Annotated in this window: 22 protein-coding genes; 10 read left to right on the top strand and 12 right to left on the bottom strand. The window is 70.5% G+C overall.

Translation table 11 applies throughout. The features are described from left to right. Nucleotides 1-42: 42 nt before the first annotated feature. Entirely contained in the window at nt 43-597 is a 555-nt protein-coding gene (locus tag OOJ91_RS06285) for a hypothetical protein (protein ID WP_266243476.1), read from the bottom strand. Nucleotides 598-636: 39 nt separating this feature from the next. Beyond that, nucleotides 637-1,578: a hypothetical protein gene (locus tag OOJ91_RS06280; protein WP_266243474.1), complete on the bottom strand. Its 942-nt coding sequence runs from the start codon at nt 1,576-1,578 to the stop codon at nt 637-639. Between the two features lie 190 nt (nt 1,579-1,768). Between OOJ91_RS06280 and OOJ91_RS06275 the strand changes: the two genes are divergently transcribed. The 8 genes from OOJ91_RS06275 (at nt 1,769) to OOJ91_RS06240 (ending at nt 9,952) form a co-directional block, all read left to right on the top strand. Next, entirely contained in the window at nt 1,769-3,622 is a 1,854-nt protein-coding gene (locus tag OOJ91_RS06275; protein ID WP_266243472.1) for an adenylyl cyclase, read from the top strand. 174 nt (nt 3,623-3,796) lie between these two features. Continuing rightward, nucleotides 3,797-6,184 (top strand): galactose-binding domain-containing protein, encoded by a 2,388-nt coding sequence (locus OOJ91_RS06270; RefSeq protein WP_266243469.1) that lies wholly within the window; start codon nt 3,797-3,799, stop codon nt 6,182-6,184. 116 nt (nt 6,185-6,300) lie between these two features. Then, nucleotides 6,301-6,963, top strand: a complete 663-nt coding sequence (locus OOJ91_RS06265; RefSeq protein WP_266243467.1) for a tetratricopeptide repeat protein — start codon at nt 6,301-6,303, stop codon at nt 6,961-6,963. Between the two features lie 159 nt (nt 6,964-7,122). Next, entirely contained in the window at nt 7,123-7,872 is a 750-nt protein-coding gene (locus tag OOJ91_RS06260) for a DinB family protein (RefSeq protein WP_266243465.1), read from the top strand. After that, a complete protein-coding gene (locus OOJ91_RS06255) occupies nt 7,869-8,099 on the top strand; it encodes a hypothetical protein (protein WP_266243463.1) in 231 nt (76 codons plus the stop codon). Before OOJ91_RS06260 ends, OOJ91_RS06255 begins: the two co-directional genes overlap by 4 nt. Continuing rightward, nucleotides 8,096-8,254: a hypothetical protein gene (locus OOJ91_RS06250; RefSeq protein ID WP_266243461.1), complete on the top strand. Its 159-nt coding sequence runs from the start codon at nt 8,096-8,098 to the stop codon at nt 8,252-8,254. Before OOJ91_RS06255 ends, OOJ91_RS06250 begins: the two co-directional genes overlap by 4 nt. 104 nt (nt 8,255-8,358) lie before the next feature. Continuing rightward, nucleotides 8,359-8,784: an NUDIX hydrolase gene (locus tag OOJ91_RS06245; protein ID WP_266243459.1), complete on the top strand. Its 426-nt coding sequence runs from the start codon at nt 8,359-8,361 to the stop codon at nt 8,782-8,784. Nucleotides 8,785-9,343: 559 nt separating this feature from the next. Beyond that, nucleotides 9,344-9,952, top strand: a complete 609-nt coding sequence (locus OOJ91_RS06240; protein ID WP_266243457.1) for a hypothetical protein — start codon at nt 9,344-9,346, stop codon at nt 9,950-9,952. A 16-nt stretch (nt 9,953-9,968) separates the two neighbouring features. Here OOJ91_RS06240 and OOJ91_RS06235 read toward each other — a convergent pair whose 3' ends face one another. Continuing rightward, nucleotides 9,969-10,865, bottom strand: coding sequence for an alpha/beta hydrolase (locus OOJ91_RS06235; RefSeq protein WP_266243455.1), 897 nt, complete (start codon nt 10,863-10,865; stop codon nt 9,969-9,971). Between the two features lie 657 nt (nt 10,866-11,522). Here OOJ91_RS06235 and OOJ91_RS06230 point away from each other — a divergent pair. Further along, nucleotides 11,523-12,596: a hypothetical protein gene (locus tag OOJ91_RS06230; RefSeq protein ID WP_266243453.1), complete on the top strand. Its 1,074-nt coding sequence runs from the start codon at nt 11,523-11,525 to the stop codon at nt 12,594-12,596. On the opposite strand, the gene OOJ91_RS06225 is transcribed toward OOJ91_RS06230, so the two are convergent. From OOJ91_RS06225 to OOJ91_RS06215, 3 genes are all read right to left on the bottom strand, one after another. Further along, complete coding sequence (locus OOJ91_RS06225) at nt 12,574-13,443, bottom strand: metallophosphoesterase family protein (protein ID WP_266243451.1); 870 nt, start codon at nt 13,441-13,443, stop codon at nt 12,574-12,576. The two genes, OOJ91_RS06230 and OOJ91_RS06225, sit on opposite strands and share 23 nt — an antisense overlap. Nucleotides 13,444-13,510: 67 nt before the next feature. Next, a complete protein-coding gene (locus OOJ91_RS06220; protein WP_266243449.1) occupies nt 13,511-13,795 on the bottom strand; it encodes a hypothetical protein in 285 nt (94 codons plus the stop codon). Continuing rightward, nucleotides 13,789-14,100, bottom strand: a complete 312-nt coding sequence (locus OOJ91_RS06215; protein ID WP_266243447.1) for a hypothetical protein — start codon at nt 14,098-14,100, stop codon at nt 13,789-13,791. Before OOJ91_RS06215 ends, OOJ91_RS06220 begins: the two co-directional genes overlap by 7 nt. Before the next feature lie 179 nt (nt 14,101-14,279). Between OOJ91_RS06215 and OOJ91_RS06210 the strand changes: the two genes are divergently transcribed. Next, nucleotides 14,280-15,131 (top strand): alpha/beta fold hydrolase, encoded by an 852-nt coding sequence (locus OOJ91_RS06210; RefSeq protein WP_266243445.1) that lies wholly within the window; start codon nt 14,280-14,282, stop codon nt 15,129-15,131. An 84-nt stretch (nt 15,132-15,215) separates the two neighbouring features. Here the strand turns inward: OOJ91_RS06210 and OOJ91_RS06205 are convergent, their stop codons facing one another. The 6 genes from OOJ91_RS06205 to OOJ91_RS06180 are packed head-to-tail and all read right to left on the bottom strand — an operon-like array spanning nt 15,216 to nt 20,834. Beyond that, a complete protein-coding gene (locus OOJ91_RS06205; RefSeq protein WP_266243443.1) occupies nt 15,216-16,232 on the bottom strand; it encodes a methyltransferase in 1,017 nt (338 codons plus the stop codon). Nucleotides 16,233-16,274: 42 nt separating this feature from the next. Further along, complete coding sequence (locus OOJ91_RS06200) at nt 16,275-16,904, bottom strand: hypothetical protein (protein WP_266243442.1); 630 nt, start codon at nt 16,902-16,904, stop codon at nt 16,275-16,277. Continuing rightward, on the bottom strand, nt 16,901-18,307 hold the full coding sequence (locus OOJ91_RS06195; RefSeq protein ID WP_266243440.1) for a selenium-binding family protein: 1,407 nt from the start codon (nt 18,305-18,307) through the stop codon (nt 16,901-16,903). The genes OOJ91_RS06200 and OOJ91_RS06195 overlap by 4 nt, the downstream gene beginning before the upstream one ends. A gap of 15 nt (nt 18,308-18,322) precedes the next feature. Beyond that, the gene (locus OOJ91_RS06190) at nt 18,323-19,054 is read right to left on the bottom strand and encodes an ABC transporter ATP-binding protein (RefSeq protein WP_266243438.1); all 732 of its coding nucleotides are present in this window, start codon (nt 19,052-19,054) and stop codon (nt 18,323-18,325) included. Beyond that, nucleotides 19,027-19,860, bottom strand: coding sequence for an ABC transporter permease (locus tag OOJ91_RS06185; protein WP_266243436.1), 834 nt, complete (start codon nt 19,858-19,860; stop codon nt 19,027-19,029). The genes OOJ91_RS06190 and OOJ91_RS06185 overlap by 28 nt, the downstream gene beginning before the upstream one ends. Further along, nucleotides 19,857-20,834 (bottom strand): aliphatic sulfonate ABC transporter substrate-binding protein, encoded by a 978-nt coding sequence (locus tag OOJ91_RS06180; RefSeq protein ID WP_266243434.1) that lies wholly within the window; start codon nt 20,832-20,834, stop codon nt 19,857-19,859. The genes OOJ91_RS06185 and OOJ91_RS06180 overlap by 4 nt, the downstream gene beginning before the upstream one ends. Between the last annotated feature and the right edge of the window lie 163 nt (nt 20,835-20,997).

Genomic DNA, 20,997 nt, shown 5'->3' with positions numbered 1-20,997 from the left:
GTGGTGCCGGGCGGGGGCGGTGGGCCCCCGCCCGGCTCGTCGTCACGAGCAGGCGAAGCCCCAGTAGTGCGAGCTGATCTGGTTGTCGGCGGGGGTGCCGTCGTCGAACGCCTGGTAGCCGAGGGTGAAGTCGGCCCAGTAGTCGCCGCGCGACAGGCACATGCTGCCACCGGTGAGGAACGCCCCGGTGCGCATCTTCACCGCGTCGTAGTCCTGGTAGAACCCGTTGTTCCAGACCGATGTGGCGATGTTGTCGAAGCTGTAGTCGCCGCCGCAGCCCCACTGGCCGGTCGTGGCGGGGCCGCCCGGGTTGACCCAGTTGCTCGCGTTGCCCGCCCAGGCGCACCAGCGGCCACCCCACCAGGCGTGCTCGTAGGCGTAGAAGTAGCCGTCGGCGGCCGCCGCGGCCCGCGCCCCGTCCTGCGGGGTTCTCCGGGGCAGGTCGACCCGCTCGGCCCGGCCGTCGCGGTGGGACAGCGCGGCCTGGTCGGCCGACCCGACCAGCCCGGGTTGCGCCGGGGATGCGGCCGCCGGTGCGCCGGCCAGCAGCGTGGCGAGCATCGCGCCCCCCGCCATGACCAGGTGGATACGTCTCATCTCGTCCTCCTTCTCGCCGGGCGACCATCGCCTCGGCGTTCATTCGTGCTCGGCGGCCACCACGGCCCGGGCCCGGACGATCGCTCCGTGCTCCAGCCGGTTCCTGGTCGCCACGTCCTGGTGGTACGCCGCCGTCAGTTCGTCGCCGTGGCGGGCGTCCAGCGCCCGTGTCGTCGCGGCGAGGCCGTTCTGGGCACACCGCGCCTCGGCGACCGCCGCGGCGATCTCATCCGCCCGCCCACGGGTGCTGACGCTCTCCCGCAGCCGCTCGGGGGTGTCCGCGGTGTACCCCTGCTGCCGCAGGCACCGCGCCCACGGTTGGAGCGCTGCCGTCCAGGCCGGATCGGCGAGGACCTGCCGCTGCCGCAGGTACGTCAGGTCGGCGACCACCTTGCTCGACCGGTACCACTCGGCCAGGTCGCCGTAGAGCCGACGCTGGGCGTCGGACGTGCATCCGTCGGCGCTGCGTCGCATCACGCCGCCGGAGGGGAGCCGCGCCTCCAAGCCCGCCGGGCGGGCGCCGTTGAGCGCGGACAGGAACGCCTCCCGGCGCTCGGGGGGCAGGCCGCTGACGTAGCGCTGGTTGGGGTCGGCCCGCCGGCGGGCGTCGACAGTCGCCACCAGGTCCGAGCCGAAGCCGTGTCTACGCGCCCACTCGACGTCGTCGACGACGTACGGGAAGGAGAGCAACTCGTCTGCCGGTGGTGGCGTGCCCAGCCACAGCTGGAAGCCCGCGCGGGCCATGCAGTCCCGGGTCAGAAGTGACTCGGCGCGCGCCAGGATCTGCCGATCCTCGGCCGGGACGGGTCCGCCCGGATCGGCCGAGGACGTGCTCGTCGACGCCGTTCCCGCCGACGGCGGGCCGGGCCGGGCTGCGGCGATCGACGACGCGGCCAGCGGTAGTGCCACGGCGAGGGTGACGATGACGACTGTCGCCCGCCGTCCGGGCCGGAGTGGTCCGGGTGTTCCGCGTACTCGCATGAGCCGAGCAGACCAGCGCGGTGTTCCCTTTCCGTACCGTCGCCGTACCGCGCGCACCCGGCCCGCCGAGATTCGTGGTGCGCCGCTCGTGGCGTGTGGCCGCATTAACGGGTAGAAACATCAGAGAGCGCTCTCACGCCCCCAGCTGTGCCGGGAGCACGCCCCCTGGCCAGCGGAGAGGACGAACCACATGACAAGCCCGTCCCGACGTACCCTGATCCTCGCCCTTCTGGTCACCACCGCCCTCGCCACCAGCGGCACCGCCGCCACCGCCGGCCGCCCGACGCACGGCGCACCCGACTTCGGGCCGAACGTGACGATCTTCGACCCGAGCATGCCGGTCAGCGAGATCCAGCAGACCCTCGACGCCGCCCACGCCCGACAGGTCGACAACGAGATGGGCACCGAGCGGCACGCCTACCTGTTCAAGCCGGGCGCGTACGGCACGGCCGAGCAGCCGTTGCAGGCCAAGGTCGGCTACTACACCGAGGTCGCCGGCCTCGGCGCCGCACCCACCGACGTCGCCGTCAACGGCAAGCTCGAGGTCTACAACCGCTGCCTGGCCGACGGCGGCACCGGCAACTGCCTCGCGCTCGTCAACTTCTGGCGCACCCTGTCCAACCTCTCGCTCACCGTCAACGGCGCCGGGCAGGACGGCTGCCGGGCGACGGCGAACTTCTGGGCGGTGTCCCAGGCGGTCTCGATGCGCCGACTCAACATCACCGGCGGCGGGCTGTCCCTGATGGACTACTGCACGGCCGGCCCGCAGTACGCCAGCGGCGGCTTCATCGCCGACTCGCGGCTGCCGGCCACCACGAACGGCTCCCAGCAGCAGTGGCTCACCCGCAACAGCGAGGTCGCCGGGTGGTCCAACGCCGTGTGGAACCAGGTCTTCGCGGGCGTCGAGGGCGCACCGGACGACGCCACGTTCCCGGACCCGCCGTACACCACGCTCGACACCACCCCGCTGAGCCGCGAGAAGCCCTACCTGTACGTCGACGGCAGGGGCCGCTACAACGTGCGGGTGCCGGCGGCGCAGCGCGACAGCCGGGGCGTCTCCTGGGCCGACGGCATCACCCCGGGGCGGACCATCGGGATCGACGACTTCTTCGTCGCCAAGCCGTCCGACCCGGTACGCGTCATCAACAGCCAGCTCGCGCGCGGCAAGAATCTGCTGCTCACCCCCGGCGTCTACGACATCGCCCGCAGCATCGAGATCCGGCGGGCCGACACGGTGGTCCTCGGCATCGGCCACGCCACCCTCACCGCGGTGAACGGCGCGGTCCCGCTGGACGTCGCCGACGTGCCCGGTGTGATCGTCGCCGGCGTCACGATCGACGCCGGCACCGTCGAGTCGCCGGCCCTGCTCCGGGTGGGCCGCTCGCACGGGCACGGCCACAGCAGCCCGGCCAACCCGACCACGCTGTCCGACGTGTACTTCCGCGTCGGCGGCCCGCACATCGGCCGGACCAACACCGCGCTGGAGGTCAACAGCGACAACGTCCTCATCGACCACACCTGGGTGTGGCGCGGTGACCACGGCGTGGAGGGCTTCACCGAGGGCGTCAACGGCGACACCGACCGCTGGCGCACCAACACCGGCCGCTACGGCGCCGTCATCAACGGCGACCACGTGACCGCCACCGGGCTGTTCGTCGAGCACTTCCAGCGCTACAACACGGTCTGGAACGGCGAGCACGGCACCACGATCCTCTACCAGAACGAGCTGCCGTACGACCCGCCGACGCAGGCCGACTGGATGAACGGCACGGTCGAGGGCTTTGCCGGCTACAAGGTCGGCGACCGGGTCCGCCACCACGACCTCTACGGCGGCGGGGTGTACGTCTTCAACCAGAACAACCCGTCGATCCACACGGAGAACGGCTTCGAGGCGCCTGTCACGCCGGGAGTGCGGCTGCACCACATCATGACCGTCAACCTCAGTGCCGGCACGATCGACCACGTGGTCAACGGCGTCGGCGACGCGGCCGACATGACGAAGGTCGGTGCGCCGGTATACGTCGCGCAGTACCCGACGCCGTAGCGGTTCGAGCGTACCGACGGGGGCCGGAACCGACGTGGTTCCGGCCCCCGCTGGCACCCGGCTCCTGCCGGCGGCCTGCTTTGATTTTTCATCGATCCGTCGCACTCTTGCGGGATAGCATCGACTGCTGCCACGATGGCCGTCAATGCCTTCCGTCCCGAAGGAGTGGTCCTCATGGCGGTATCCCGCCGCAGGTTCGTCACGTCCGTACTAGCGGGGTCCGCCCTCGCCGCCACCTCCACCACCGAACTGCTCACCACACTGGCGACACCGGCCTCCGCCGCGAGCCCGGTGGGGGACGTGGTCGGCAAGGTGACTGTCGGCTACCAGGGCTGGTTCAGCGCACCCGGCGACTCGGCGCCCATCGGCGGCTGGTGGCACTGGAGCCGCGACCGCTTCCAGCCGCCGTCGCCGTCCAACACCACGATCGTGTCCTGGCCGGACATGCGCGAGTACACGCGCAGCTATCCCACCGCGTACCCCAACCTCGGCAACGGATCGCCTGCCACCCTCTTCTCCTCCTACGACCAGCAGACGGTGGACACCCACTTCCGCTGGATGCAGGAGTACGGCTGCGACACCGCCGCGCTGCAACGGTTCAACCCGACGGGCGACGAGGGGCCGACCCGCGACGCGATGACGCAGAAGGTCCGCTCGGCGGCCGAGCGCTACAGCCGCAAGTTCTACATCATGTACGACGTCACCGACTGGTTGACCATGCAGACGGACATCAAGACCGACTGGACGACGAAGATGTCGGCGCACACCGCGTCCAGCGCGTACGCCCGCCAGAACGGCAAGCCTGTCGTCTGCATCTGGGGCTTCGGCTTCAGCGAGTCGAGCCGACCCTTCACCCCGGGGCCCTGCCTGGAGGTCATCAACTGGTTCAAGGCGCAGGGCTGCTACGTCATCGGTGGCGTGCCCACCTGGTGGCGGCAGGGCATCGAGGACTCCCGCGCCGGCTTCCTCGACGTCTACCACGCCTTCCACGCCATCTCGCCGTGGATGGTCTACCGGGCCCGGACCGTGGAGGAGCTCGACTCGTACTACAACAACGTCAACGTCGGCGACATGGCGGACTGCGCGGCGCGTGGCATCGACTACCTGCCCTGCGTGATGCCCGGTGACCTGGCCGGTGGGCACCGCAAGCACGGCGACTTCTACTGGCGGCACATCTACAACATGGTCCGGCTCGGCTCCCAGGGCCTGTACGTGTCGATGTTCGACGAGTACAACGAGGGCAACCAGATCGCCAAGACGTCCGAGACGCAGGCCACCACCCCGGCCGGCGCGAACATCCGGGCTCTGGACGAGGACGGCGTCGCCTGCTCCTCCGACTACTACCTGCGCATTACCGGCGACGGCGGCCGGATGCTCAAGGGCCAACTCGCGCTCACCGCCGTACGCCCGACGCCGCCGACTGTCGGCACCCCGCCGCCGGCCACCGGAAACCTCGCGGCCGGCCGGTCCACCTCGGCGAGCAGCCAGAACGGCTCGTTCGCGGCGTCCAACGCGGTGGACTCCGACGCCGGCAGCTACTGGGAGAGCGGCAGCGGGTCCTTCCCGCACTGGTGGCAGGTCGACCTGGGCGCCAGCTACCCGGTCAACAAGCTCGTGGTGCGGCTGCCCGCCGGCTGGGGCGCGCGCACCCAGACCATCACCGTGCAGGGCAGCGTCGACGGCAGCTCCTTCTCGACAATCGCCGGGGCCTCCGCGTTCGCCTTCGACCCGGCGACCGGCAACACCGTCACGCGCACGCTGACGACCACCACGGCCCGCTACGTCCGGCTGAGCATCGCCGGCAACACCGGCTTGGCGGCGGGCCAGCTCTCCCAGGTCGAGGTGTACGCCTCAAGCGGCACCACCGACAACCCGCCGACCGCGCCGAGCGGCCTCACGTCGACTGGCAAGACGGCGACGAGTGTGTCCCTGGCCTGGACGGCGTCCACCGACGACAACGGCGTGACCGGCTACCAGGTGCGCCAGGGCGGCACTGTGGTCAGCACGGTCACGGGCACCACGGCGACCGTGAGTGGGCTCAGCGCCTCCACCGCGTACACCTTCACGGTCACCGCCCGCGACGCCGCCGGCAACACCTCGGCGGCCTCGAACGCGGTCACCGTGACCACCGACGCCCCGGCCAACTCCGACCTCGCCCGCGGTCGATCCACGAGCGAGAGCAGCCACGTCCAGACCTACGGGTCGGGCAACGTGGTGGACGGCGACGCGAACAGCTACTGGGAGAGCGCCAACAACGCGTTCCCGCAGTGGGTGCAGGTCGACCTGGGCGCTTCGCGCACGGTCGGGCGGGTGGTGCTGAAGCTGCCGCCGTCGTCGGCCTGGGCGACGCGGACGCAGACTCTGGCCGTGCAGGGCAGCACCGACGGGGGGAGCTTCGGGACGCTTGTTGGGGCGGCGGCGCGGACGTTCGACCCTTCGACGGGCAACCAGGTGGCGCTGACCTTCAGCGCCGCGCAGACCCGCTACGTGCGTATCACCGTGACCGGTAACACCGGCTGGCCGGCCGGGCAACTGGCGGCACTTGAGGTGTACGCCAGCTGACCGGTTGTGGTGGCGGCCGCCGGACGCCGACCGGCGGCCGCCACCCACCCGACGAACGGGCGCACCACTAAGCTGCTGAGCCGGCGCGCAGTGGCGATGCCGGGACGGGGGCGGCGATGAACGCCGAAGATCGCATCGAACGGGCCAGGGCCCTCTATGAACACGCCGTGTTCAGCGGCGATGCTGGCGTGCTGGCCGACGCCGAACGAGACCTGGACGCGCTGGAGGCCGACACCGCGCTGGCCCGGGGGCGGATCCTGCATGCGCGATTCCTCAACGAACGCGCCATCAGCGGTGCGTCGCCCGTCGAGGACTCGGCTGAACTGCAGTTGTTCGAGCGTGCGATGGAGCTGTACCAGGCGCTGGGCGACACGCGCGGCCAGGCCGAGACGCTGTTCTGGATCGGCTGCCTGCATCAGGTGATCCGGCGCGACAACGAGACCGGGGTTCCGCACCTGACACGGTCCTACCAAATGGCGGCGCAGGTCGGCGACAAGGCGACCGAGGCCGAGGCACTTCGCCACCTGGGCATCGCGGCGCACACGGCGGGTCGACTGGACGAAGCGCGCGAGCGGCTGGAGGAGTCGTCACGGCTGCGCCGAGAAGTGGGGGCCCTGCCGGGCGTGGCCGCCAACATGGTCGGCCTAGCCTACATCGCCGCTGCCCAGGACCGCCGTTCGGATGCGCTCACTACACTCGACGAGGCGAACGCCATCGCCCAAGCCCACGGCGCCCATGCCATCGTGCGGCACATCGAGCAGGCAAGAACACACATCTAGATCGTTGACCGGTATTTCTTCTCTTCACTTGTGCCATTACTATCTCCTCCGCTCCCGGTCAATGGTCCCGAATGGAACCCTGTCCGGAAACCTCCGGGCAGCCCAATGCTGGGATCTTGATTTGGTGGTCTTGTCGTACCGGGCCCCTACGATGTGCCGATGACGCGATTCGTGCAGCATCCCGACTACGAGGGTACGGAGTTCATCGACCTGTCAATGGCCGGCGCAACCTTCCGCGAGGTGGATCTCAGCGGCGCCCGGATGCGTGGCGTGCTGCTGTTGGACGCCGACATCGACGGGGCGATCAACGGCCTGCGCGTCAACGGCGTGGAGGTCATGCCATTGATCGAGGCCGAGCTGGATCGCCTGCACCCCGAACGGCTTCGACTGCAGCCAACCACACCCGAGACGATGCGCGATGCGGTGGATGTCATCGAGGAGCTGTGGCAAGCGACGCTGCGACGCGTAAGCGTGCTGCCAGAGGAAGCCGTCCACAGATCAGTGAACGACGAATGGTCGCTCGCCCAAACCCTGCGACACACGATCTTCGTCGTGGACGCCTGGTATGGCCACGCGGCGGCCCTTCGCCCGAACCCGTTCCATCCGATCGGCGTACCCGCATCGTTCACCACCAACGGCACCGAGTTCGGCATCGACGAGTCGGCCGCGCCCACCCTCGGCGAAATCCTCGCCGTGCGCGCCGAGCGGATCGCCGATCTGCGCGCATATCTGGCGCAGGTCACGCAGGAGGAGCTGGACCGCGTGCGGGGGCCGAACACCGCGATCGGCTGCCCGCCGCCCGCCGAACGTACGGCGGTCAAGTGCCTGCAAGTCATCTTCAGCGACCAGTGGGCGCACGTGCAGTTCGCCGACCGCGACCTGGCTATCCTGGAACAGGAGTATTCGTGATGCTCGGCGATCGCCAAGCGACCCGCCAGATCCTGACCCGCCAGCCCGCTAACCAGCCCGCCCCGGGCACCACCGTGGTCACCGACAAGGGCTTGTCCGGCGGCAGCGAGCAACTGTTCACCGACCTGGGCCTGTTACTGATCCACCCGGCCCGCAAGGACGAGAAACCTCCCAGACCCGCCCCGAACTGCTTACGCCAACGCATGAAGCGATCATCTGGACGTTGAAGAACCAACTCGGCCTGGAACAACACGGCGGGCGGGTACCGGCCGGCCTATGGACCGTGTCCTGCAACGCCTGCTCCCCCCTCAACGCCGCGATCTGGCACAACTGGACCATCGACGCACCCGTCAAACGCTCCTTGATCGCCTACGACCATTGATGACCCGCCCAGAATTACCGGTCAACGATCTAGGCACCTACGACCGCGATCGAGGTCACCTCGGCCTGCCTCACGATCCCGGGTTGGAGCATTAGCCTCGACTGATGTCGTCAATCCGCCCGGTCGCCCTTGCCGTGCCACGTCGTGGTGAGGACCTGCTCGTATTCGAGCACCACGACTCCACGAACGACGAGACCTTCTACCGTCCCCTGGGCGGGGGGATCGAATTCGGCGAGACGGCCGAGGCCGCCGTACGTCGCGAACTGCGCGAGGAACTCGACGTCGAACTCCTCGACGTACGCCTACTGGGCGTTCTGGAAAACCTCTTTCAGGGATTCGGCCGCGACGGGCATGAGATTGTCTTCGTCTACGACTGCCGGCTCACCGACCAGTCGCTCTACGAGCGGGACACGGTCGGCGAGATCCTCGACAATCCGGGCACGCAAGTCATGTGGCGTTCCTTGAGCAGCTTCACCGCAGGCCGCCCGCTCTATCCCGCCGGCCTCGCCGACATGCTTCGCGGCCGCTAGGGGTCGCCGCCCGCGACCCTGCTGTGGGCACCTGCCCGCGGAACCACCCGATCGTCCGACCGAGCCGCGGACGTCGCCGCACACCTTCGGGGGTACGACGATCAGCACCGCACCAGCTTCGGGCCGGTCGCCGTCGAGGTGGCGCGGGTGCTGGTGGCGGCGCATCGGGGTGACGCCGCCGAGGCGGTGCGACGGCATGTGAGCGTCGTTCGGCGAGACGGGTGGCGGCGGTTGCCGGCCGAGTATCGGGGCGCCCTACCTGCTCGACGCCGCTCGGGCGTATCTCCAGGTGGGTGACCTGCGTGGGGCGGCGCGTGCGCTTGTCGACGCGGACAGTGTCGCGCCTGCTGAGGTTCGGTGTCGGCCGTTGGCGCGTACTCTCATCGCCGATGTCGCCCGGGCGCAGCCGGCGCCGGCCGGCGTGGCGCGGCTGGCGACGCTCGTCGGCCTCACCCGCTGACGGACGCGCCGGGCCGTCGAGCAGTGCCGGGCCAGGTGCCCTGCCGACCCGGCTCAAATCGGTTGTTGGCGCTGTCACCCGCTGGCTACGGTTCCTCGCGTGACCATGTCAGACGCGGATTGGTGGTCGTTGCTCCGGGAGTTGGACGAGCCGGTCGCGCCGGTAGGGCACGGCCTCAGTCCGGAGTTGCTCCTGCGGGCCATGGTGGAAGGCTCACTGCCGCAATCGGTGCGGGCGGCATCGAACGAGCGGGTCGAGCCATTCGCAGGTGATGGTCTGGAGGTACCACGGCACTTCGACCTCGCGGCGACCCAGGGTCGGTTCGACCGGCTCGCGGAGCGATTGAGCGAGGCCTACGGTTGCCGATGTGACGTCTGGCTGGCCCAGGACTCCGCATGTTTCGGCAGCATCTGGATTCCCTCCGAGGTCAGTCGCAGCCGCACGAAACGTACCCGAATCCCACTGTCGCTGACTGTGAGCGTAAGCAATTTTGGTGGCCTTGCCGCGTGCGGATCTTCCGCTCCGTGGGGCCACAAACCTCACCTGCACCCGGACGACCGCGCACGTATCGAGGAGGCACTCGACGGGCTCGACTACCTCCTCGTCCCAGAGCACATCCTCTCCGCGCCTTACGACGGGCCCAACGGTTGGGTGTTCGGCTCGACGAATGATGCGACCTGGTCCGTTCGATTCTTCGAGCCCTTCTGAACACGTCAGCTACGGGTCAGCCGGCCAGCGCCGCGCCGATCGCCCGCACCTGCGCCGGGGCGACCGACGCCCAGTAGTCGCCGTCGTGGCAGCCCACCCCGATGGTCACCACCCCCGGGTCGGGCAGCCGGTCCCGCAGTGTCTCGACCGCGCCCGCGAACGGGTCGGCCGCGCCGATCGCGATCCGCACCGGTAGGCCGGCGAACTGCGCGGCGCGGGTCGTCACGTCGTACCTGGCCCACTCGTCGGGATCGTCGAACGCGCCGGCGTTGACCCGCTCCGCGTCGGCGTACGAGCGGAAGATCGCCGGTGAGGTGGCAACCACCGCCCGGAACCGGTCCGGATGGGTCAGCGCGGCGAGCAGCGCGCCGTACCCGCCCATCGACCAGCCGGCCACCGCGACCCGGTCGGTGCGCAGGCCACGCCCGGCCAGCAGCGGCAGGAACTCGTCGACGAGCATGCCGAGCGGGTCGTCGGTGGCGTGCGGATGCCAGTAGCCGTCGCCGCCGTCCGGTGCGGCCAGCGCGAACGGGGGCACCCCTGCCGCGAGCGCGCCGGCCAGGAACTCCGGATACCTGGCGGCGGTGACGGCGGAGCGGGCGTCGGCCGCATACCCGTGCAGGGCCAGGCAGACGGGCAGCCGCGCGCCCGGGGCGTACCCGGGTGGGTAGGAGATGGCGAAGCCGACCTCCCGGCGGCGTGCCGTCGAGCGGAAGGTGCCGGTGACCAGCGGCTGGGGCGTGCCCTGCGGCGCGGTCGGCGGTGCGGCGTCGCAGCGGCCCAGCGCGCGGTCGAGCACCGACCGGCCGGGCAGCACCTCGGCGTCGACCAGGGCGATGCCGGCCGCGCCGAGCGCGGTGACGCCGCTGCCGGCGGCCACCAACTGAAGGATTCGGCGTCGACTGATCGGCATCCGGTCACCGTAGTCGCTGAGTGGGGGTCCTTACGGCGTCGGCGACGGTGTCCGTGGGCCAGGCGCTACGCGCCGCAAAACGCTACCGGGATGGGGGCGGGGATGGGGGCGGGGCAGGGGTGGATGCGCGGGGGAGTGGGCCGTGGGGGTACGACGATCAGCACCGCACCAGCTTCGGGCCGGTCGCCGTCGAGGTGGCGCGGGTGCTGGTGGCGGTGCGACGGCATGTGAGCGTCGTTCGGCGGGACGGGTGGCGGCGGTTGCCGGCCGAGTATCGGGGCGCCTACCTGCTCGACGCCGCTCGGGCGTATCTCCAGGTGGGTGACCTGCGTGGGGCGGCACGCGCCCTCGTCGACGCGGACAGTGTCGCGCCTGCTGAGGTTCGGTGTCGGCCGTTGGCGCGTACTCTCATCGCCGATGTCGCCCGGGCGCAGCCGGCGCCGGCCGGCGTGGCGCGACTGGCGACGCTCGTCGGCCGCACCCGACTAAAAAACCGGTCCGGTCGGTGCGGACCTGCGTGTGGCTTGAAGGCCACCCGATCCTGGACGGGGTTGCTGGTGGGCCGGGGCGCTGGCATCATCTGGGCATGATCGAAAGAATTGAGTCCTCCGTCCGCCGTTGAGCGTGACCCCCGAGCCTGGACTGCTCGGATCCCAGATGTCGTTGTTCGACCACGCGTTGCGGTTGCATCGCGAGGACCCCGACTCGCCTCTGTTCCGTGATGGTGCGCCCTATCCGGACGACGCGCAGCATCGAGGTCGGAAGTCTCGTTCTCAAGGACCGGATGATCGACGCCGCAGCGGTGCTGATGTCGCTGCCGTGCTGGATGCGCATTTCGCTGATCCGTCAAGCGTTCCGGGCGACCTCGTCGGGGCGGTTCACGACCTCGATGTTCCGATCCATCGCAACGACCACATCGCGGCCGCGGCCTGTCGGGTCGGTGCTGAACGTGTCCGGCAGACCGGTCGCTGGCTTGTCCAGCACGCCACCGATCGCTGCGCTGCGACTGTTGGCCTGGCACTGCTGGGCACCGTGTGGGATGAGGACGACATTCCGCTGATCAAGACGATCGGGCTGTTGTCGAACCACTTCGGCCCACTGGCCGCCCATGCGATGGAACGGCGGCGTGGGGGCTCGGACGCCCTGCTGTGGCTGGCCGAGCGGGTCACGGGCTGGGGACGGGTGTATGTGGTGGAGTCCCTGTGCAAGGTCGGCAGCACCGGATCGCGATCGTGGATGCTGCGGCGTGCGTGCGACGGCGACTACCTCAACCGCTACTTCGCCGGAGAGGTCGCCACCGCCGCACACCTGCACGAGGCGATCACCGCGGCGAACCCCGACCGCGAGGTGATCGACCATACCGGCCTGCTGCTGACCATGATGGCCGACAGTGCCGGCGTGGGCGTCACGCTCGACCACTATCCGCCCGCCCCAGCCGTCCTACAGGCCCACTGCGCGCACGCCGGCCAGCTCGATCCGTCGGTGGAGCGGTACCTCGTCGCTGCCGAACTGGCTGATTATCTGAACCAGACAGCGGCGCGACGAATGGCCTGGCCCGAGGGTGGACGAGAGCGAGTCCTGGGCGGTTACCTCGCCGTCTTGGATCGCGACGACTGGTGCACGGTAGCCCGCGCCGGGCTGGCCGCTGGTGATCAGCGCGTCACCTGGCTTGCCAGGACGCTGGCACCGCGCCTGAACCTTCGAGCGTTCACCGATGCCGTGGACCGGTAGCGCCCCGGAGGTCGTCGGCCGGGTGGATGGTGCGCACCGGGTCGGGGACGGGCCCGCGTCGCCGCCACTCGCGCGGGTAGCCGAGCGAGACCTCCTCGAACCGCACGCCGTCGTAGAAGGTCGTCCGGGGGATGTGCAGGTGCCCGTAGACCATCGTGGACGCGCCGAAGCGCAGGTGCCAGTCGCGGGTGCGGACGGTGCCGCACCACTGGGCGAACTCCGGGAACCACAGCACGTCGGTGGGTTCGCGCACCAGCGGGTAGTGGTTGACGAGCACTGTCGGCAGCGCGGGGTCACGCTCGGCCAGCCGGCGTTCGGTCTCGGTGACGCGGGCGTCGCACCACGCCTCCCGGCTCGGGTACGGGTCGGGGTGCAACAGCGCCTCGTCGGTGCACACCACCCCGGCCGCGTACGCCAGGGCCAGCGACTCCTCCTTGGTGCTCGCCTGCGGCACCCGGAACGTGTAGTCGTACAGGACGAAGAGCGGGGCGATGGTTGCCGGGCCGCCCTCGCCGTCCCACACCGGGTACGGGTCCTCGGGCGTGACGACACCCAGTCGCCGGCACAGGTCCACAAGCGCGCGGTAGCGGGCCTCGCCGCGCAGGTGCTCCGGGTCGCCGGGAGGCGTCCACAGCTCGTGGTTGCCGGGCGCCCAGACGACTTTCGCGAACCGGCTGCTCAGCAGGTCAAGTGCCCACTCGATGTCGGCGAGGCGATCGGCCACGTCGCCGGCGACGAGCAGCCAGTCGCCGGGATGGTCCGGCCGCAGCTCCTCGACGAAGGCGCGGTTCTCCGCGTAGCTGATGTGCAGGTCGCTGACGGCCCGCAACCGGGGAGAGAGGCTCACCGTTCGAGGCTAGGCCGCCGCGACCGGATCGGTACACCCCGATCCGGTCGCGGCGCCGGCCGGCCGGTCAGCAGAACCAGCCGTCCTGCACCCAGCCGCGTCTGTTGATGTACCCGTAGGCGAAGCCGTAGACGTAACCGCCGCTGCGGGGACCCTCGACCAGAAATGTCTGACCCTGGTAGAGGGTGCCCATCCAGGCGCCGTTGGGCTGCGTGCGGACGAACAGGTCACTCGCGCAGACCGTCTCCCGCTGGCCGATCGTGCCGTTGGCGGCAAGGGCGGGCGTCGGCGCGGCGAGCGTCGCGGCGACGACCCCGGCCAGCAGGCCGGCGGCCACCCGGGTGCTCACCATGAGTCGTACCCGCCGATGCACTCGGCGCGCAGGTAACCCCAGTCGTTCGGGCCGAAGTCGAAGGACGCGGCCCACCCGTTGTAGACCGGGTGCGCGCCCGGGGTGTGGCCGATCTTGTTGCCGTACTCCAACGTGCGCTTCAGGCCGGTGGGGCCGCCTGCGGAGTCGTAGTTGGCGTAGAAGCTGGCGCTCTGGCAGACCACTATGGCGTGCCGTGGCACCACCGGGTCGGCCTGGGCGGGCGTGGCGCCCAGGGCGGCCACGACCGCCCCGACGGCCAGCGCCGCGGAAATTCTTCGAAGCATGCCCACCTCCGGTATGCCGAAACTTTCCTACCGGCGACCCTACCGAAGGTGTTGATAAATGTCGATGTGGGGCGCGGGTTTCGGGCCTGACCTGGGCAACGCCGGTCGGCCGCATATCCGGCGACCCGACGGGAAAGCGCGGGGCGTCCGACAGCCCACACCGGAGCAGGAGAAAAAACATGCCTTTCATCACCGTGGGGACGGAAAACTCCGCACCCATCGACCTGTACTACGAGGACCACGGATCCGGTAAGCCGGTCGTGCTGATCGCAGGTTTCCCGTTCAACGGGGCAACCTTCGAGAAGGCGACAAACGCGCTGCTCAACGCCGGATACCGGACGATCACCTACGATCGACGCGGCTACGGCAACTCCGCCCAACCGGCGTTCGGGTACGACTACAACACGTTCGCGGCGGACCTGGACGTGCTGATGACCGAACTTGACCTGAGCGACGCGACACTCGTGGGTCACTCGATGGGCACCGGCGAGGTGGTCCGCTACCTGGCCAACTACGGCTCCCAGCGAGTGAGTCGCGGCGTGCTGCTCAGCCCGCTGCAACCCATGCTGGCCAAGGCGAAGGACAACCCGGAGGGCGTCGACACGAACCTCTTCAAGGGTTTCCAGCAGGCCATCATCAAGGATCGCTACGCCTATCTGACGTCGTTCTGCGACGCGTTCTTCAACCCGGACCAGAACATGGGCAAGCGGGTCAGCGAGGACGCGTACCGGGCGCACTGGCAGATCGGCGCGATGGCCTCAGCCAGGGCCACCCACGACAGCGTGGACGCCTGGCAGGAGGACTTCCGCCCCGACCTGCCGAAGATCGACGTGCCGATCTTGATTATGCAGGGTGACCAGGACCGGGTCCTGCCCTATCCGGTGACCGGCCAGCGGCTCGGGCCGATGATGCCGACCGCCAATCTGATCACGCTCAAGGGCGCGCCGCACGGCATCCCGTGGACGCACGCCGACGAGGTCAACAAGGCGATCATGGACTTCATGAAGCAGCCCGCGAAGGCTCGCGCCTGACCCGTCCCGGTAGCCGATCGGACGCCAGCGTCCCGATGACGCTGCGGCACCCGACCCCTTCCCGGGTCGGGTGCCGTCGGCGTTTCACGGCCGGTGGGCCACCACCGCGCCGTTCGCGCCGGGGGCGTCGAACGGCACGGTACGCACGTCGACGAACCCGGCGTCGGTCAGCCACGCGCCGTACTCGGCGGCCGAGTAGTTCCGGCCGCCCTCGGTCTCGACGAGCATGTTCATGCCCATCAGGGCCGCCTCCGGTGGCCCGGTGCGCTCGTCGTTGAGCAGCAGCTCGCAGACGACTATCGCCCCACCGGGCGGCAGCGCCTCACGACAGCGGGCCAACAGCGCCCGGTTCGTCGGCTCGTCCCAGTCGTGCAGGATCATGCTGAGCAGGATGACGTCGTGCCCGTCCGGCAACGCGGGATCGGCGAGGAAGTCGCCGGGTACCGCGTCGATCCGATCGGTCAGCCCCGCCTCCGCGATCCGCTCCCGCGCCCGTACGCACACGTGCGGCAGGTCCAGGACCGTCGCCCGCAGCTCGGGTAGGCGGCGGCAGAACTCGATCGGGAACGCGCCGGCCCCGCCGCCCACGTCGAGCAGCCGACGGTACGCGGAGAAGTCGTACGCCTCGGCGAGCGCGCTTGCCGTGAAGCTTGACGTCGAATACATGGCGTCCCAGAACTGCGCCAGCATCAACGGATCCTCGGTGTCGAACATGGACTGCTGCGACTCCGGGTCCCAGGTCAACGGTCGATCCGTGCGCAGCGCCTCGCCGATGCGGTGCCACGGCAGGTAGGTGCGCAGGTCGGAGTAGCGGATCTGGGCGCCGAAGTAGTAGGGGCGACCCTCGACCAGGAACTGCTCGGCCAGCTCGGTATTGCGGTAGCCGTCGCCGGCCTTCTCCAGCAGACCGAGCGAGGCGCATGCGGCGAGCAGCAGGTCCGCCGGCCGGTCGGGCAGCCCGAACTCGGCCGCGGCCTGCTCGACTGTCATCGTCCGCCCCCCGGCGAGCCGGGTGAACAGACCGAGGTCGACGCCGGCCGCGAGGGTCTTGAACCCCCACACGCCGGCCACGAGCTGCATGAGGGGAGTCGGAGTGACCATGGCGACATGAGATCACACATCACACGTTTCCACGATGGACGTTCACGCCCGGATCAGCGTCACCAGGCCGGCGGCCACCAGCACCCCGGCCCAGAGCCTGTCGACGTTGAACCAGGCCCGACGCAGCACCCCGACCCCGAGCACCTGGTAGACAAGCACCGCCACGACCAGTGCGGTGCCGAGCATCGCCACGGTGTGCACACCCGCCGCGGCCAACCCGGTCAGCGCGCCGACCGGCGCGGCGGCCAGGTGCCCGGAGTGACCTCCGGACACCGGCTCGGCGACAAGCACCGGCAGCAGCATCAGCCCCGCGCCGTGGGCCGACGACATGAGGAACGACCAGCCGGCGAGCTGTGCCGAGGACAGCCGCATCCCGGCCCAGCGGAAGTGCCGCTCGGAGAGCAGCCGCCACAGCCCGAACCCGACAAGCAGCACGCCGCCGACCACCGCCAGGGCGGTGCTCGCCGTCACCGACCTGGTCGCGGTGACCAGGGCGGCGACGATCGCCACGGATGCGAGATGCCCGGCCGCGATCGGCGGCAGAGCGCGCAGCAGCGCCGCCCGGTCGCGCTCCTGCAGGCCCCGGGCCACCGCGAACAGCCAGCCCATGGCCGGGTTCAGGCCGTGGAACGCGCCGAGCGCCGCGAGCGTCGCGAGGGTCCGGACGGTCACGGAAAGCAGTACGAGTCGGAGGACGCGTCCCCGCCCTGGAGGCGGGTCTGGTGCACCCGCCGGCCCCGGAACTCCTCGCCGTGCGGGAAGAACCTCTCGTCGGGCGTGAGCCCGCCGGCGTCCACGTCGACGTCGAGCTTCGCCAGCCAGGCCCCCACCCCGTCCGGATAGAACTGGTCGTCCCACGAGCCGTAGAGGGAGTTGCTGACGTAGACCCGCCGCCCGTCCCGGCTCACCTCGACCATCTGCGGCCCACCGGCGAGGGCCTCGTCGGGCGCGGACGGGTGCGCGGTGCGGCGGACGATCCCGCCGAGGTGCACCGAGCCGGTCTGCACGGGGTGCAGCGGGTCGCTGACGTCGTACTGGCGCAGCTCGCCGGTGCCCCAGCAGGAGACGTAGAGGAACTTGTCGTCCACCGACAGGTCGATGTCGGTCACCAGCGGCGGCACCGCGCCGAACGGCTTGAGCAGGTCGGGCAGGTCCGCCGGGTCGGCCGGCTCGGCCGGGATGTCGATCACCTTGGTGACCGCCCAGGCGTCTCCGTCGCGGTGCCACAGCCAGACCGAGGCGGACAGGTCCTCGACGCTGATCACCACCCCGACGAAGCCGTACGACTTCCGCGGATCGTGTGCCGGGCGTAGCTCCAGCGGCATCTGGTACTGATCACCCAGGTCGACCCGCTGCACGTGCCGACGTTTCGCGAGGTCCCAGAAGTGGATGGCGTGGCCGTAGCGCCGGCCCAGCAGCAGCTCGCCGATGATCCCGTCCTCGATCATCGACGGGGTGCCCCACTCGCTTGTGACGAGCACGTCCTGGGTGAGGTGCCACCACACGTCGTACGCCAGGAACTGCGGGCCCCGGTCGGCCTCCCACGCCCCACGGACGTCGAACGTGGTGTGGTCCAGGATCGCGATGCCACCCGGACCCTCCGCGCCGTCCGCGCCACCGAGCGCGGACAGGTAGATGCCGTCCGGGCCGCAGTGCACGGTGTGCGGTCGGGAGTAGCCGGCCCGCTTCGACAACTCCTCCGGCCCGATCACCTTGACGACCTGCGGTTGGCGCGGGTCGGGCTGGGTGTCGAGCACGTGGATGCGCGACGAGCGCAGGCCGGGCACGATCAGGTAGCGCCGCTCGACGTGCGGGTGCGGGGCGGTCGGGCAGAGCGCGCTGCTGCACGCGTTCCACCCGAAGTGGTGCACCTCGTCGCCGAGGTGCGGCAGGTCGGTCCAGCCGACGACCCGGCCGTAGTCGGGGGAGTCGGGGTCGGTGTCCAGCACCGCGATGGCGTCCGGGCGGCTGGCGCTGCGGTCGAAGGCCGCCACGTAGGCGAGCTTCTCCGCCGGCGCGGTCGCCGCCTGCGACGGTGACGGGTAGAAGGTGGGGTCGGGCGTCCAGCGGGTCATCGGGTCTCCGCTCGTTCAGGTGGTGGGAACGCCGAGTCGGTCGAGCAGGTGGCGGCGCAGCGCGCCGAAGCCCGGGTCGTCAGGCGTACGGGTGGGGCCGAGGTCGACGGGCAACTCCGCGGCGATGCGGCAGTCGTCGAGGAGCAGGATCCGGTCGGCGAGCAGCAGTGCCTCCTCCACGTCGTGGGTGACAAGCAGGGCGGCGAAGCCGTGTTCGGCGCGCAGCCGGCGCAGCAGCACCTGCATCCGCAGCCTGGTGAGCGCGTCCAGGGCCCCGAACGGTTCGTCGAGCAGCAGCAGATCCGGTTCGCGGACCAGGGCGCGCGCCACAGCCACCCGCTGCGCCTGCCCGCCGGACAGCTCGGCCGGCCAGGCGCGGTGCCGCTCGGCGAGCCCCACCTCCCGCAACGCCCGATCGATGCGCCCGACGGTGTCCGGGCCGGACAGGCCGAGCCCGACGTTCGCCGCCACCCGCTTCCAGGGCAGGAGCCGGTGTTCCTGGAAGACCACGGCGGCGGTGCCGTGCACGACTGTCTCGCCGCTGGCGTCGCCGTCCAGCCCGGCGAGGATCCGCAGGAGGGTGCTCTTGCCGGAGCCGCTGCCGCCCAGCAGGGCCACCACCTCGCCCCGCGCGATGGTCAGGTCGACCCCGGCCAGCACGACCGCCGACCCGAAGGCCCGGTGGATCGCGTGGGCGGTCAGCACCGGCGTCGCGCCGGTCAGCTGGCTCGCAGTCCGCGTCGCCATGTCAACATCCTCCTCTCCGCAACGCGCAGGGCAAGGTCGGATATCAGCCCGAGCAGCGCGTAGACGAGCAGGCCGAGGACCACGACGTCGGTCTGACTGAACTCCCGCGCCTCCATCATCAGGAAGCCGATGCCGGTCTGGGCGTTCACCTGCTCGCCGACGACGAGGCTGAGCCAGGCCGCCCCGATCGCGAGGCGCAGGCCGAGGAAGAGCGACGGCAGCGCGCCGGGCAGCACCACGTGGCGCAGCCGGGCGGCCTGCCCGAGCCCGCAGGCGCGGGCCGCCTCCACCAACCGTTCGTCGATGTCCCGGATGCCGGCGTACGTGTTGAAGTAGATGGGGAAGAACGCGCCAAGGGCCACCAGGCTGATCTTCAACGACTCGCCGATGCCGACCCAGATGATCAGCAGCGGCACGAGGCCCAGGTGCGGCAGCATCCGGGCCATCTGCACCGGCGGGTCGACCAGGTCGTCGCCGAGGCGCAACAGCCCGGCCACCGTGCCCAGGACCAGCGCCAGGACGCCGCCGATGAGCAGACCCGCGCCGGCCCGGGTCAGGGAGTCCAGGAGGTGGACGGCGAGCGTACCGTCGCGGGACAGTCGCCAGCCGGTGGCGAGCACGTCGCTCGGCGCGGGCAGCTTCTCCGGCGCCAGCACCCCGGTGCGGGCGGCCAGTTCCCAGCCCAGCACCAGCACGACCGGGCTCACCAGCCGTCGCCACCGCCGGGCCGGCCGGGGCCGTCGCGGGTCGGGCGCCGCGACGGCCGCGGCCTCCGGCGGCGTTTCCAACAATGGTGTACGACTCACTGGAACACCGCGCTGAAGCGGTCGTCCACCCGGCTCCTGATGTCGACCGGGCCCGGAATGAGGTCCAGCGCGATGAAGCTGTCCGTGATGGCCTGGAGTTCGTCGCCGATGGCCGGGGTGACCGGGGCGAGCGGCTTGGCGCTGCGGTCCAGGGCGCGGCTGGTGACGTCCTCCGGGATCTTCAACTCCGGGGCGAGCGTGCGGGCCCGCTCCTGCGGGTTGGCGATGCCCCAGTCGGTCACCTCGCGGTAGCGCTGCAGGAACGCCCGGATGTCGTCCGAGCGCTTGGCGACCGCGTCGGGGGCGGCCAGCACGTACTCACGGTTGCTGGCCAGGCCGGTCGCGTCGGCGAGCACCCGCACGCCCGGCTGCTCGGCGAGCGCGAAGTACGGGTCCCAGATCACCCAGGCGTCGACCTGCCCGCTGTCGAACGCGGGCCGCCCCTCGGCCGGCTTGAGGTACTTGACCTCGATGTCCTTCAACGTCATCTTGTTGGCCTCCAGCAGCCGGACCAGCAGCCAGTGCACGTTGGAGCCCTTGTTGAGGGCGATCGTCTTGCCCTTGAGGTCGGCGAAGCTGCGGTAGCCGCTGTCGGCCTTGACCAGCACCGCCTCACCCTGCGGGATCGGCACCGAGGTGCCGATGATGGAGAACGGGATCTTCCCGGCGGCGGCGAAGACGGGTGGGGCCTCCCCGACCTGCCCGATGTCGATCGACCCAGCCTTGAGCGCCTCGGTGAGCGCCGGACCGCTCTCGAACAGCGACCACTCGACGCCCGGGGTCTCGCCGCGCGCCTTGACCAGGCTCAGCCCCCCGAAGCGCTGGTAGCCGATCCGCAGCTTGGCCGCGCTGCCTCCGGCGTCGGCAGTCCCGCCGCAGGCGCTCACGGCGGCTGCGGCGAGCAGGACCACGGCGGTGAACGCGGCCGTCAGCAGGCGGCGACGTCGGCTATGACTCGGCGAGGGGGTACGCATGGCGGCTCCTTGGGTCGGACGGGTGTGCCGGGCCGCATCGACAGGCGTGGGGCGGCGTGGGCGGTAGCCTACTAACCCGATAGGTTTTATGGGTAGGCTGTCGGCGGGATCGTCCCACCCCTCAGGAGGTGCCCGCCTCACCGCGCGCGCCACCCGCACCCGC

Origin of the sequence: Micromonospora lupini, from assembly GCF_026342015.1 — a bacterium.
Classification (GTDB): Bacteria; Actinomycetota; Actinomycetes; order Mycobacteriales; family Micromonosporaceae; genus Micromonospora; species Micromonospora lupini_B.
The sequence above is the reverse complement of the archived record's forward strand: the minus strand, read 5'-3'. Positions and strand labels throughout refer to the sequence as shown.

Coding starts and splice junctions, on each gene's coding strand:
- OOJ91_RS06285 (WP_266243476.1), bottom strand. CDS start 597: ATGAGACGTATCCACCTGGTCATGGCGGGGGGCGCGATGCTCGCCACG.
- OOJ91_RS06280 (WP_266243474.1), bottom strand. CDS start 1,578: ATGCGAGTACGCGGAACACCCGGACCACTCCGGCCCGGACGGCGGGCG.
- OOJ91_RS06275 (WP_266243472.1), top strand. CDS start 1,769: ATGACAAGCCCGTCCCGACGTACCCTGATCCTCGCCCTTCTGGTCACC.
- OOJ91_RS06270 (WP_266243469.1), top strand. CDS start 3,797: ATGGCGGTATCCCGCCGCAGGTTCGTCACGTCCGTACTAGCGGGGTCC.
- OOJ91_RS06265 (WP_266243467.1), top strand. CDS start 6,301: ATGAACGCCGAAGATCGCATCGAACGGGCCAGGGCCCTCTATGAACAC.
- OOJ91_RS06260 (WP_266243465.1), top strand. CDS start 7,123: ATGACGCGATTCGTGCAGCATCCCGACTACGAGGGTACGGAGTTCATC.
- OOJ91_RS06245 (WP_266243459.1), top strand. CDS start 8,359: ATGTCGTCAATCCGCCCGGTCGCCCTTGCCGTGCCACGTCGTGGTGAG.
- OOJ91_RS06235 (WP_266243455.1), bottom strand. CDS start 10,865: ATGCCGATCAGTCGACGCCGAATCCTTCAGTTGGTGGCCGCCGGCAGC.
- OOJ91_RS06230 (WP_266243453.1), top strand. CDS start 11,523: ATGTCGTTGTTCGACCACGCGTTGCGGTTGCATCGCGAGGACCCCGAC.
- OOJ91_RS06220 (WP_266243449.1), bottom strand. CDS start 13,795: ATGGTGAGCACCCGGGTGGCCGCCGGCCTGCTGGCCGGGGTCGTCGCC.
- OOJ91_RS06215 (WP_266243447.1), bottom strand. CDS start 14,100: ATGCTTCGAAGAATTTCCGCGGCGCTGGCCGTCGGGGCGGTCGTGGCC.
- OOJ91_RS06210 (WP_266243445.1), top strand. CDS start 14,280: ATGCCTTTCATCACCGTGGGGACGGAAAACTCCGCACCCATCGACCTG.
- OOJ91_RS06205 (WP_266243443.1), bottom strand. CDS start 16,232: ATGGTCACTCCGACTCCCCTCATGCAGCTCGTGGCCGGCGTGTGGGGG.
- OOJ91_RS06195 (WP_266243440.1), bottom strand. CDS start 18,307: ATGACCCGCTGGACGCCCGACCCCACCTTCTACCCGTCACCGTCGCAG.
- OOJ91_RS06190 (WP_266243438.1), bottom strand. CDS start 19,054: ATGGCGACGCGGACTGCGAGCCAGCTGACCGGCGCGACGCCGGTGCTG.
- OOJ91_RS06180 (WP_266243434.1), bottom strand. CDS start 20,834: ATGCGTACCCCCTCGCCGAGTCATAGCCGACGTCGCCGCCTGCTGACG.